Source organism: Vibrio penaeicida (assembly GCF_019977755.1).
Taxonomy (GTDB): Bacteria; Pseudomonadota; Gammaproteobacteria; order Enterobacterales; family Vibrionaceae; genus Vibrio; species Vibrio penaeicida.
In genome coordinates this window covers 1-12,596 of record NZ_AP025145.1, presented here as the reverse complement: position 1 = coordinate 12,596, position 12,596 = coordinate 1, and the positions used below count along the sequence as shown (strand labels likewise).

The window sequence follows — 12,596 nt, the reverse complement described above, 5'->3', positions numbered from 1 at the left end:
GAAAAAAAACTCTATATATATTAAACCTCATCATCTCCCCCAACAATTGAGAGTTTTTAATTTATATTTACTTTCAGTATCAGCTGGCACGACAATTAAACTAGATAACCAATCAAATTGCTTTAAAGATACCTTGCTATAAAGTCCTTTTCCTATTTTATCCCAATGAACTTCATAAACGTAGCCTTCTGAAAATAGCCAGCAGTGAGTCCCACCTCTAGACAAACCAAATGCAAACGGTATTTTTCTTAGCTCTTCATAACCCAATACTTTTAACTTTCTAGCTGGTAGGTTGGGATACAGTTTCTGAAACTCAGAGTGCGATTCTTTAGTGGGAGAATAATCAGCCACAAGATATCTGACCGGAACCTGATCAGGACTGTAGACACAACGACGTTTCGCCATCACAGCGGCATAAGTGTGTTCCTCGTCTCCATCTTCAGGATGAATTGAGTCTGGTGTAACAAATATACTTGACCAACCGTAGTTACCCACTAACTTTTTGGCCAATATCGTTCCTCTAAAATTGCTTTGCGCACTTTCTCTTCCCATAAGCCATATATCTTTGGAAAGTTGTCTATTACCCATTTTCATATATGAATGAGAAAGAACCTTAAGCACGTAGGTAATACAGTCCGTTGCTTCTAAACTCTCATATTTTTTGGGATTATTTTTCTTTAATTGAGACCCTACTTCATGATCATGATTATTGTACAGATCTAACATTTTATTTTTTGCATATGTAGAGAAGCTAGCCATCTTTTCCCGAATGTTCCTTTAACATCAAATTTATATGCATATCATAAATCACTGCTAGTTATCTTATATATTCCAATATATTAGCCTTAGAACCATCTCAACATATAATGTAAATTACAAGTCAATAGATTACGATTTAACTGTTCTAAAGTAGTCATGAATAAATACTCGATCCGCATACATTTTCCCGCCGATTTCGTAGGTATCGGCAACAGTCTCTTTCAGTTCAAACCACTCTTTTCAAGGACGCGTTCTGAGGTGAAGTTTCCTTCAAAGAACATAGCTCTGAACTGAGTATGTTAGTGCTCACCTTCTGCAATGCCTTTATCCATAAAGAAACCGGTCACGCCGATAGACTTCCGGACGCTTTTTCACGAAGAACCAAACATAGCCAAGCTTCTGATTCGGTAATAGGTGACATTGAAAGCAGAGACATTTGAATCATAGAGTTTCCCTTTTATGATTGAGCTAAAGGTTGCCTGTGTTGGCACTTTATAAACATAAATTGAGGGCGAGTTTTCAGCCTTTGGTATCTCTCTTCTGATAGCGCTTTTACTTGTTCAGTCACCTCCCCTTCTGAAAATTGGGCGACGACTAAGCCACTTTGAGTAATGGCGTTAAACGTGCCGGTAAGTGAGCGACGATAGAAAGAGACTTCCACAGGCTGGCTGAGTGTATTCCATTCCTCTTCAATCAATTCACACCTGAAATAGTCACCAGAAGGCGATGATTTGAAATCCACCATAGGGTGATGAGTGGAAAAAACAAAAACACCACCGGGCTTCAAAACACGCGTAACTTCTTTAAAAAACGCACCCAAATCTTTTAGGTAATGAACCACCAGCGGGCACACAACAACGTCTGCGCTATCGTTTTCTTCGTAAGGCAAGCCAACAGACAGATCTTGAGAGTAAGCGCATACTTTGTTTTTAAACCTTGATTGAACAATATCAATCATATCTTGAGACACATCCACGCAGGTGACACTCGCAGCCCCCTCGGTAAGAAAGTAGTTGGCATACTCGCCTGAGCCACAACCTAAGTCCAATACCGCTTTCCCACTCACATCTCCAACTAGCGCCAACGTAGAAGGACGTTCGAAATTCGCGTTGTAAATATTGTCTTCAACTGCTTTGGCGTACTCTTTTGCGTGTTTGGTGTACATGTCTAACTTCATAACCTCTCCTTACAAAGGAAACACTTTCTCGAATCGTTCCAGTACTAACTCCGACGAGTCATTGAACTCGGCACCAACTTCCTTGGCATATTGAGTAAAAAAGTTCACATGCGCGGTATGCCACCATTCATAGGTGCCGTCTCCTTCGCCTTCGGCTTTTGCAAACTTTTCGGTTACCTCTTCAAACGGACAAAAAGCAACGTCTGTTAGCTTCACAATACAAACGGGTTCTTCTTTCCAGTTCAAGACTAGGGTCAAGCGCCCAACAACGGGCAGGGGTTCATCTTCGATATCGTAGCCTTGTTTCAAGCTACATGAAGCAGTTTTAGTGCCTTCATTGATTAAGCGCGCGCATTCGTTGGCGTTGTATTCGTCGGCACAAAAATACTCAGCGGTAATTTGGGGAATAGTGTCTCTTTCACTTTTAGGCAATGTATCAAGATATTGATTTAAGAAAGCATGTTGGGTCGGTGTCATTGGGTACCTTTAATAATGCAGAAACGAGCAGCAGACTCAGCCTCGCTGCCACTCGTTTTTCTTGTTGATTAGGGTCTGTTGACCTAATCATTTCACTGATTCAGAAGCCCCTAATTCAGCGACCTCTGTTAGCCATTGCTGTCTTTGAGCTTCATCAGAACCAATTATCGATCCAAACAAGTTCACTTTTGCCGGTGACATTCCGCTGAATTGGAATGTGAATAGATCGAGTTGATCCAAAACGGGTTTCGCTTGATATTCCAAATACTCCTCTGGCGCATCCATTGTGAGTATAAGTCGAACCGTCTTTCCTGTTAGAAGTTGAGCAGGCTCAGCACTGCCCTTTTCATACTTGAACGCAAAGCCAGGTAGGATGGATCTATCTAGCAGCCCTTTAAACTTGGCCGGAATACCTCCCCACCATATGGGGGAAATAACCACAATATGATCCGCCCAAGTGATCGCTTGCTGAAAGGCGTCCAAACTTGGTTCTAGTGGCTGCTCACTATCGTAGCCGGTATCCAAGCTGAGATTAAACTCCATCTCTGACAGGTTCATTCGACGAACTTCTGCTTTCTCTCTCGCTTCAACTTCATAAGAATCGGCCAGCAGTTTAGCAAAACTGGATAACTTCGGGTTGGCATTAAGTAACAGTATTTTTTTCATTGTCTGATTTCCATTTAACTAAGCAGACAAGCATTACATCTTTGCCCTTAGGGTCAGAGTCAACGACTTTTTGGGCAAGAATCCATGGATTCGATGCAATTATCTATTTTTTCTATATTTTTCAGCACCCTATCAAGTTCAATTTGTAGATTCTTTTTTACTTCTAACAAAAATTGATGCACTTTTTGCCAATCCACTTCACCATCTCGATAAGTAATCACGCCTTTCAGTTGCGCTAATGTCACGCCAAGTGACTTTGCTTCGACAATCAATTGAAGCACATCAAGGTCTTCTTCAGAGTAGACTCGATAACGACCTCGACGAGCGGGAGGCTGAATAAGCCCCTTTTCTTCATAAAGTCGAATCGCTTTGGTGGTTAAGCCAGTGGATTGAGATACTTGTCCGATAAGCATTGAGTTATTCCTTTCGTTTTACATCGATTGTCATTTGTACTTCAATGGCCGGGCTACCATCGGTAAGAATTAAGATATCAGATTCAATACGTTGCGTGACCTTGAAGCCTATTTTCTCAAATACAGATACATTGCCTGTTTGCTCAACACACCAGAGCGAAACACTTTGGGCAGAAGCATAAGATCCCATTGCCGCCTTGATCATCTTTCCGGCAATACCTTGCTTTCGGTACTTATGATCAACGGCGACAGATCGAATACTGACGGAGTGTCCATCGAATTGGGCTTCTAAGCTCCCTACCAGTGTTCCCAGAATCAACGCACCAAAAGCTTGATGATTATCGGTCCGGTTTTTTTGGATCTGGTGTACAGTCTGGCGCGGTGTGTATACGTTTCTTAACGCTTGAAAACATGAATGCTGCAATGCCTTATGCACCGTATCTTCCGAAGAAACAGGAACGATATCGACGTTATTCATTCTTGTTTTTAATGTCGTAGTTGAAAGGGGTTGTGACAGCGAGCTGCTGAAACCCGTGCTTTTCGGCAATGGGTTGACTCATGTCTGACGCATCAATGGTGAGATAGTGAATTCCGCGGCGTTTAGCGTCGTTGATTCGTTGGTGCAAAAGTGCGGTATAACAGCCTTTTCCACGGTGTGCTTCCAATGTACTGCCACCCCATACACCCGCGAATGGACTTTCACCGTTATAGGTTATCCAACCGGAGCTCACAGGTTCATTGTTGTCGTACACCACATAAATAGTGATTTGGTCTGGCTGCGTACGTTTGAAGTTGCTGAGGTAATCGAAATGTCCACTAAGATCGGTTTTCCAAACGGCTTCCTGGACAGCAATTGCATCTCGAATACCTTCCTCATCACTGACTTCGACAACTCGGCCAGAGACAGGGAGCTGGACGTCAATGGTATAGAGATCCAACACCATAAAAGATTCAGGCTCATCTGCCACAAATCCTTTCTTCTCTAATCTTTTTCCCATGTCGCTCGGGGAATCAAAATCGTAGACTTTCCATTCAAAGCTACGTCGAAGCGAAGTGAAGTAATCCACTTCACTATCAATGGCTGCATTCGCGTTGGCGTCATTTAAATCAAAATACGAAATAAGACTGCCATCAGGGTTATCTGACACCAAACGAACCACCTCCATTGTTTGGTGCCTCTGATACCCAGTAAGATTAATGTTGATTCGCTCAAACTGATTGTATTGAGTTAGTACTGCTTTTTTGTCCATTGTATTTCCCTATTACCTGAACTTGGGATAAGTCACTAACGCATCATACTATACCCAAGTAACCTCAAGATGCTTAGTTCAGCGAGAATTAACTGGCTTTCAGACAAGGCACTGATATGAAGATCTAGTCATTCTAAATCAAGAATCAGTAACGCAGTGTGAAAGCCAGTTAAACTCGCCCTTGGGAGCCCATATTCCGTCCCATTTCGTCGTCAAAGAACTTGGAAAGGACTCGTCATTCCACTGCGTTCTTCTCCTTGAACTGGAACAGAATATGAGGCTCTGAACCCTGCATCTTGAGGTAACTTGGGTATATTATTTTAAATACAGGACATTAACGCTAATTTACAATGTAAACTCTATCCGCTGTTTTTGATCACAACTTGCGTGAAATCTATCCATCCATTAGGTAAAAGTTTGGTCATGGTCAGCTTGTCGGAAACACTCATATCTTGCCGAATATGAAAAATTGGCTGGTACAACCCTTTGGCCACGAGCGCTTGTTCGGTTTGCTCTAATTGTTTTAACCTCTGCAATTTGCTCGGGAGTTGCATTGCACGTACCACTTTATCTTTTACCCAATCCATATATTTAGGCGTCAAGCATGCTGTATTGGTGTTGGTACTGAAAAACCAAGACATCCATGAGAGTTCGGCATCTTCTTCAAACACATCTCCGCTCACAATAATGTCTGCTTTCACAAGAGTCTCAACAAAATCAAATTCCGGAAACTCAAGGATCTTCAATTCACACTCGACACCTAGAGACGACAACGCATCATGAATCTGCTGGGCGGCAGCGATATGAATGCTGAGCTGATAGGTCAATATTTGCAATGGGACTGAAGGTAATGCCTCTGGCGTAGGTGGAGGGCTAACAGAGTTCATATTTTCGAATACAGGCGTCTTCATCATACCCTCTGCATACGCCACTTCTTCCCCCCAAGTCACGTCAGGTAAAGGTATGGATCGAATCACATGTTGAAGCCACTTTCGATGTGACTGCTTTTTCGTCCACGCCAAGCGATTCGGGTTCAGTTGAGCATAGATACACCCTTTCTCCCATTGCTTTTTCTCTTCAAAGCCATCTCTGGAACGGTTCTGAAGATGGACACCATGCACAACATCACTGTTGAGTTCGAAGTCTTTGGCTTTGTCGCCCACATTCCAAATCTCTACACCATCGATCCAAGGGCGATACCCGTGATAATACGGAAAGACTTTCAACAGCGTTCGCCACTCGGTTTGTTCTTGCAACATAAAAGGACCCGATCCAATAACGCGTCCCTTGTCCTTTTTGGCAATTCCCATCACACACGAAGAAAGCAATTTTGGAATCAAATTCGGTAATGCCTTACTTGAAAATTCAATGCGCCAGTCATCATGCACTGTGACTTGGTCGATAAACTGGTATATAGCCCTGGTTGAATGGGGTGAGCCCATCAAACGCTCAAAGTGCCGACGAATGTCGCTCGCTAGAATGGGGCTACCATCATGAAAGCGCAGCCCTTTTCTCAAATAAAACAACGTGCCTTGGTCTGTTTTTTCCCAATAATGAGCGAGATCACCTTTATACTCTTGAGCATTGTGATCCCAGAAAACAAGATGTGCATACAAATGATTGGCAATGTGCGCTTCCGAACGCCGAGATATACCAATAACATCTAGGCTGTGAGTTCCTCGATAGAACGGCACCTGGAGAATATGCTCTTCCCCTACTCCAGTTTGGTACTGCGCGACAAATTCAACAATAAACTGATCGCGTTCACAAACAGGAATAAGAGCGATGGCTTGTTCTGACTTTCCCTCTTTCATCAAACGTTTGGCGTAGCGTTCAACTCGTTCATTGACCGACTTTAGGAGTATTGCTTGAGGTAAATTTCCACGCCCTACTCCAGGTTTCCAACCAATACTACCTTCTTCAGCTAGCCGTTTTATCACCAACTGGGCATTACGACGAGTACAGTTTAATGCCTGAGTAATGTCGTCTAGTGATACAGTTTTCCATGTATCCGTAATCAACGTATCTCGAAAATACGCTAGAGCTATCCAATAACGCATAAAGGTGAAATCCTTTTAAATTATTTCCATTTTTCTTCATCTTTTAATCTCGATAATAAAAGAATCTGCAAGAGAGTAGAAGATCAGAAAAGTCAGTAAGGGAGCCACATATGAGTCAGTCTATATATATCCATTTGGCGTTTTGGTTAGTGAAAGCGGAATTGAAAAGAGAAGAACGAGATTGGAAGAAGAAAGTCCGTCAGCAATATGCGGAAATACCTCATCGAAGCCAGCATATGCTCAAAGATATAGGCATGAACCACGAAGGAGTGGCGGCAATCCCAAGTGCATCACCAAAGACCATCGCAAAGCGCAGAATACTAACTCTTAAACGATTAGTGAGCCTGAAACTCTCACACTAACGTGATTAGGGTTTACAGTGTAAATAATGGAATTGGAACAGCGCTCAAGCCATAGAACTATACCCAAGTAACGCAGAGGCGGTTACTTGGGTACAAACACAGGAAAACACTTTTTGATAAAAGCGCTCCGGCTTTATTTGGTTTGAAACCTAATGAAGGCTTCTAGTGAAGCAAACCAAGTTCTTCTGCTTCTTCCAACGTTAAGCCGCTTTCCTTAATATCGCGAAGCATTTCAATCCGACGGCGCGCTTCTGCCGATTTGCGTTTGTGGTCTGATTTCGCTTCAGTGACTTCATCCTTAAAGTCCCACTTTTCAGCTATTGTTGAAATCTCAGAGTGGTCAATAGAATTTATAGACATATATTGCCTCCAAAACACCTTCTATATCAGGGACACCTAATCTTTAACAAAGGCCATTGAGCTTGTTAAGACAATTAAATACAGAATGTGACAGATACAAAGTTTCCTGAAATATGTCTCTGCATTTACAATTAATATTTTGATAAATTGCCTTTCCAGTATTAGATTTAAAGAACTATTTGCTGCAATTTTTGTTCTGAGATACCCACCTGTTTTTTTCTTATTCTCGTAAAATGAAACTCGCCTTACTGACCTTTATAACAACGAACTCGTTGACATCTTTATAAAATCAATAAATTGAAGTAGCTCGCATTTTGTAAAACTTACCCCCCATAGATACATGACCTTTATCACCCTTTTCTATCTGACTTATTTTTTAATGCGAAATTATGGGCGATGATAATCAATATCATTTCTACCCTGGAAAAGCTGTTATGAGTGAGTCAAAACACCCTCAGGCGTTTCACCCTGAACCCATTCTTCAGATACGCGATTTGTGTGTCGATTACATTACCGACAACGGCGACTTTAATGCGGTTAAGTCTGTCAGCTTTGATATCGGTAAAGGCGAGATTTTTGGTCTAGCTGGTGAGTCCGGTTGTGGTAAGAGTACGATTGCTTTTGCTATAAACCGCCTCCACAAAGCGCCTGCCTACATTTCAGGTGGACAAATTTGGTTTAAAGGCAAAGATATCATTCGTTTATCGGATGAAGAGTTAAGAGTGCTGCGCTGGAGCGAAATCGCGATGGTTTTCCAAAGTGCGATGAACTCACTCAACCCGGTTTTAACGGTTCAAGAGCAATTTGCAGACGTTTTGCGTCATCACAAAGGTTTTAGCGATGCAGAAGCGAAAGAACGCGCTGAAAAGTTACTTGATCTAGTCAACATTCCACGTGAGCGCCTAACGGAATACCCTCACCAGTTCAGTGGCGGTATGCGTCAACGTTTAGTTATTGCTATTGCACTCTCTCTCAATCCAGAAATGATTGTTATGGACGAGCCAACTACAGCATTGGATGTTGTAGTACAGCGCGAAATCCTACAGCAGATTTATCAGCTTCGTGAAGAGTTTGGGTTCTCAGTGCTTTTCATTACTCACGACTTAGCATTAATGAGCCAGCTGTGCGACCGCATAGCCGTAATGCGCCATGGTGAGCTGGTGGAAGTGAATACTTCGAAGGAAATCCGCAACAATCCACAGCACCCATACACTCAAAAACTTTGGGCGTCGTTCCCGAACATTCACGAAGCACGCCATAAGAATGAGCAAGGAGAGCCAGTATGAGCAGCGAACCGATCATCCAATTGAACAACGTGACTAAAGAGTTCAATATTGGCGGCGGCTTTGCAAAAGTCGAATCCTTTAAAGCGTTGCAAGGTGTCAGCTTTAACCTGTACAAAGGCAAAACCTTAGCGCTTGTTGGCGAGTCTGGCTGTGGTAAGAGTACTTGTGCTCGTCTGATGACCAAAGTGTATCCAGCTACCGAAGGTGAAATCCTTTATCGCGGTAAAAATATCAACGATATTAAGAGCCGAAAAGACGTGCTCGATTACCGCAGTAAAGTACAAATGGTTTTCCAAGACCCGTTTGGTTCATTAAACCCAACGCATACCATTGAGCACCACCTCACTCGCCCAATTAAGATTCACAAGCAAATTGCCGACAAATCTAAGATTCCAGCAAGGCTACAAGAACTCCTAGATTTGGTCGAGTTGCCGGCTGAAACACTCAAAAAGTTCCCTCACGAACTGAGCGGTGGTCAAAGACAACGTGTTAACTTGGCACGCGCACTGGCTGTTGGCGCAGAAATGATTTTGGCTGATGAGCCTACTTCAATGCTCGACGTATCCATTCGCCTTGGTGTGTTGAATTTGATGAAACGAATGAAAGAAGAACTTGGCATTGGTTTCTTGTACATCACGCACGATTTAGCGACAGCGCATTATATCGCGGAAGAGACCGCGGTAATGTACAAAGGTCAGATTGTTGAATGGGGCGACACTAACTCAATCCTAACTAATCCTCAGCACCCGTACACTAAGCTGCTTATCTCAGCGGTACCGGATCCTGATCTACCGTTTGGCAACTTAGTTGAATCTGAGCCGAACTACTCTCAAGATGCTGACAAGATCCGTGCAACTAGCGGTATCTTACAACCTTTATACGATCAAGTTGGCGATAACCACTTTGTAAGACAGTGGACTAGCGCTGCATGATCTCCCTAGAGGCTTGGCAAGCCGAAGTCTCTGATTGGTATCAATCTGGGAAACATGATCAAGTGGAGCCGCTGGTTCCACTGATCCTTCAGCCACCGGAAGCCATTTGGGGCCCTTTGATCACAGACGAGCAAAGTAAGGCAATAGCCTGCTGGCTGGATGGGTGCTTAAGAATATTTCAGCATTACAAAAGAGAAGAATCGCCAACAAAAAGCTACGAGTACTTAAACTTTGCTTATGCCAAGCTTCAAGCAGTCTCTTGCAACCCTGAAGCGGAGATAGATTTAAAGCATTGGTGTTTGAAAAGGCTCGACCACTTAATTGTCGTTATGCTCGAACAGTGCAATCAATTAGGGTGGACTGAAGAATCTCAAAAGCAGATTCAGTGTCATGTGGAGTTTATGTCTCAACAACAGCAGAACATGAACCTGACCGTCGGAAATGGATCATAAATTCGAAAGCATGATCAAGGATAAATAGAGAATATCATCGGTTCTACGGAACGATGATCAAGTATAGAAACATGATCAAAGCATTTCCTTGATCATTCTTCCAAAAACTCCAAAACCAATAAAAATAAATTCATAATTTTCAATTCATTAAGAATGTATCCTTCCCTAGAAACTCACTTATATCTCGAATTTTAAGGTCACTCTACGCCTTGTTATTCTCAAATTTTAGGCAAAAAAATAGCAGGTTTTTAAACCTGCTAAAGTAATTCATTGTTTGAATGAACAATTGAGCCATTTATTAATCCATTGGAAAGAACAACAAGTGTTGTCATTTCGGGAAGGAGAATAAACCGCTCAGTACGTCGTCTTGTCAGAGTATTGTCAAACTTATCAAAACCTTAATGGATTTAGATGACGCGGTCGAGTTAGCCACCCGTAGCGACTTCATCCAAGGTGCGCATCACCAACTCATCGATGTGCCCTTCGAAAACTTGCTTGCACACTTTCTTGCGCACAGCCAATCCTCTGATGAGCTTTTCAATCGACAGATGATTAACCTCACGCTGACCATTGAACAGTTCGATAGTCTTGCTTAAAACCTCGTATGGTATGACATCTTCACCCACTCTCAGCCAATCAAGCTTCTCTATAAGCTCCTGACACTCTTCACGGATAGATCCGGGAGAATGTCCGGTCATAGCGGAAAGAGCCGTTATGCTGCGTTCTAGAGCCTCTGGGGAGGTATATTTAGACAGAGTGATCGTCAATTCATCCGCATTGATCTCTACAAGGTGTTTTCGCAGCTTCACTCTGCGCCCTAACCTTCCCTTTGGCGATGAAGGTTTACGCTGGATCGGTTCAAACTCACCATCGATGATCTCGGCAAGTTCTTCTAATTTTTGTTTGGACACCATTTCGTGGCGCAGTGGGTTAGGTAACGTCGGCGCCATGTTTCGCTTACCAGCATTTGTGGTGCGCGCCCTAGAGTAACGAAGTACTTCTTCAACATCGCATTTGATATCAAGCTGGTAATCCACCACCTTGGACTTCTCTTCGATGTTGGTTACGGTGATGTGATAACCCCAAAGGTTTACCACAAACATGTCTTCGGTGCCCTTCCCTTCTGACAGGCGTTTAAGTTCACGCATGAGATCCATAGAGAACCGTCGCCACTCGATGTTCCTGGCGAGTTTCAGGTTTAATTCACTCAAGAGCATGGTATCGGTAAACCGGCGTGACATGCGGCTACGGAAGAACGAATACAACTGGAAAACAAGGGTATGTTGGCGAAGAATTTCCGGCGGGAACAAGAAGAAATAATCGCGAGTGAGGAGCTCTTCATAGAACGATGGCTCCCAAACCAGGATGTATAGGTTCGGTTTAATGCGTATTTCGCCCGCAGCGTCCTCTGAAGGTGCTTCTTCCGATGCAGTGATAGTTCTGGCCAAAAAACGAAAACGATCGCTCTTAAAGCCTTCTGGCATGTTCTCGCTCATCCAGCGACCTGTCAGCTCATGAAGCTGAAAGTCGGTGTATTCGATCCTATCGATACTTTCGCGGATCGAATCACGTGCAGGTCCACTGTCTTTCTTGCCTCGCAGTGCCAAAATATCCGTGATGTACAAAGGCGTCTTGTTTGGCACCTGACGTGCATTCATCTGATAATCTTCCTGATGATGCTCGTGATATTGAACAGTAAGCGTAAACAAGGCAAACAAGGTCATCAGATCGTCTACGGTCATGATGTTTTTTGATGATCGTGTCTCGATCACTGCTCGACTCCCTGAGATCGACACCATCGATTTTTGGTAACTCTTGCGAGTGCGTGGTGGCGCAAGTGCCTGATCGATGATTCCAGCCCAGTTTGTTGGTGATACGACAAATTGCTCCGATTCGTCTTTCATCGCAGGGGGAATATTCAAACCGTGTTCATTGAGTAAACGGCGATTGACTTGTGTTTGAGCCAATGCCTTCGAACGCTTCTGTTTCTCATTCTGCTTGCTTGACTCAGTCATTAAACTGGTCGCACCTAAAACGGAAATCAACTGGCTTGGGTTTACAAAGGCATGGAGCATGGTTTTTCCAGCCAGTCCTTCTTCAAAACGAACTGGGGTTTGGGTAAACAACCCAATGCTTACTGCGGCTCTTAGGCGCTGTTGGATGGCTGCTCGTGTGAGTTTTCCATCCGTAGCTTCCACTAACTCCGTCGTAGAGACATACCCATCTTTACTGGAAAAGCCGCGAAGCGAAATTAAGTTCAACAGTTCGACAATGCTTTTCGTGACGCCTTTGAAGTGTTGGTACTGTTCAATCCAATCAACGACTTGCTCGCTAACTAAAAACAGATGCCCATCTTTATGATTCCTGGGATGCTTGATTAAGATCTTATCTTCAGACGTCAT

Annotated in this window: 14 protein-coding genes; 4 read left to right on the top strand and 10 right to left on the bottom strand. The window is 43.3% G+C overall.

From position 1 onward, the window contains the following. Nucleotides 1–30: 30 nt before the first annotated feature. The 8 genes from LDO37_RS18560 to LDO37_RS18525 all read right to left on the bottom strand — a co-directional run bounded on the left by LDO37_RS18560 (nt 31) and on the right by LDO37_RS18525 (nt 6,802). On the bottom strand, nt 31–759 hold the full coding sequence (locus LDO37_RS18560; RefSeq protein WP_126609699.1) for a hypothetical protein: 729 nt from the start codon (nt 757–759) through the stop codon (nt 31–33). A 457-nt stretch (nt 760–1,216) separates the two neighbouring features. Next, the gene (locus tag LDO37_RS18555) at nt 1,217–1,936 is read right to left on the bottom strand and encodes a class I SAM-dependent methyltransferase (RefSeq protein WP_126609700.1); all 720 of its coding nucleotides are present in this window, start codon (nt 1,934–1,936) and stop codon (nt 1,217–1,219) included. A gap of 9 nt (nt 1,937–1,945) precedes the next feature. Next, entirely contained in the window at nt 1,946–2,413 is a 468-nt protein-coding gene (locus tag LDO37_RS18550; RefSeq protein ID WP_126609701.1) for an ASCH domain-containing protein, read from the bottom strand. Between the two features lie 87 nt (nt 2,414–2,500). After that, a complete protein-coding gene (locus LDO37_RS18545) occupies nt 2,501–3,079 on the bottom strand; it encodes an NAD(P)H-dependent oxidoreductase (protein WP_126609702.1) in 579 nt (192 codons plus the stop codon). A 59-nt stretch (nt 3,080–3,138) separates the two neighbouring features. Beyond that, the gene (locus LDO37_RS18540; protein WP_126609703.1) at nt 3,139–3,492 is read right to left on the bottom strand and encodes a MerR family transcriptional regulator; all 354 of its coding nucleotides are present in this window, start codon (nt 3,490–3,492) and stop codon (nt 3,139–3,141) included. A gap of 4 nt (nt 3,493–3,496) precedes the next feature. Next, entirely contained in the window at nt 3,497–3,970 is a 474-nt protein-coding gene (locus LDO37_RS18535) for a GNAT family N-acetyltransferase (protein ID WP_126609704.1), read from the bottom strand. After that, the gene (locus tag LDO37_RS18530; RefSeq protein WP_126609705.1) at nt 3,963–4,742 is read right to left on the bottom strand and encodes a GNAT family N-acetyltransferase; all 780 of its coding nucleotides are present in this window, start codon (nt 4,740–4,742) and stop codon (nt 3,963–3,965) included. The genes LDO37_RS18535 and LDO37_RS18530 overlap by 8 nt, the downstream gene beginning before the upstream one ends. Nucleotides 4,743–5,101: 359 nt before the next feature. Beyond that, the gene (locus LDO37_RS18525) at nt 5,102–6,802 is read right to left on the bottom strand and encodes an ABC transporter substrate-binding protein (RefSeq protein WP_126609706.1); all 1,701 of its coding nucleotides are present in this window, start codon (nt 6,800–6,802) and stop codon (nt 5,102–5,104) included. A 110-nt stretch (nt 6,803–6,912) separates the two neighbouring features. Between LDO37_RS18525 and LDO37_RS18520 the strand changes: the two genes are divergently transcribed. Further along, nucleotides 6,913–7,164 carry a hypothetical protein gene (locus LDO37_RS18520; protein WP_126609707.1) on the top strand — a complete coding sequence of 84 codons (252 nt, stop codon included), beginning with the start codon at nt 6,913–6,915 and terminating at the stop codon, nt 7,162–7,164. Nucleotides 7,165–7,326: 162 nt separating this feature from the next. Here LDO37_RS18520 and LDO37_RS18515 read toward each other — a convergent pair whose 3' ends face one another. Continuing rightward, nucleotides 7,327–7,524, bottom strand: a complete 198-nt coding sequence (locus LDO37_RS18515) for a hypothetical protein (protein WP_126609708.1) — start codon at nt 7,522–7,524, stop codon at nt 7,327–7,329. Nucleotides 7,525–7,958: 434 nt separating this feature from the next. Here LDO37_RS18515 and LDO37_RS18510 point away from each other — a divergent pair, with 434 nt between their 5' ends. The 3 genes from LDO37_RS18510 to LDO37_RS18500 are packed head-to-tail and all read left to right on the top strand — an operon-like array spanning nt 7,959 to nt 10,194. Continuing rightward, a complete protein-coding gene (locus LDO37_RS18510; RefSeq protein ID WP_126609709.1) occupies nt 7,959–8,810 on the top strand; it encodes an ABC transporter ATP-binding protein in 852 nt (283 codons plus the stop codon). After that, complete coding sequence (locus tag LDO37_RS18505) at nt 8,807–9,742, top strand: ATP-binding cassette domain-containing protein (protein ID WP_101111896.1); 936 nt, start codon at nt 8,807–8,809, stop codon at nt 9,740–9,742. Before LDO37_RS18510 ends, LDO37_RS18505 begins: the two co-directional genes overlap by 4 nt. Next, nucleotides 9,739–10,194: a transcriptional regulator gene (locus LDO37_RS18500; RefSeq protein ID WP_101111895.1), complete on the top strand. Its 456-nt coding sequence runs from the start codon at nt 9,739–9,741 to the stop codon at nt 10,192–10,194. The genes LDO37_RS18505 and LDO37_RS18500 overlap by 4 nt, the downstream gene beginning before the upstream one ends. Before the next feature lie 425 nt (nt 10,195–10,619). On the opposite strand, the gene LDO37_RS18495 is transcribed toward LDO37_RS18500, so the two are convergent. After that, the gene (locus LDO37_RS18495; RefSeq protein ID WP_126609710.1) at nt 10,620–12,596 is read right to left on the bottom strand and encodes a replication initiator protein RctB domain-containing protein; all 1,977 of its coding nucleotides are present in this window, start codon (nt 12,594–12,596) and stop codon (nt 10,620–10,622) included.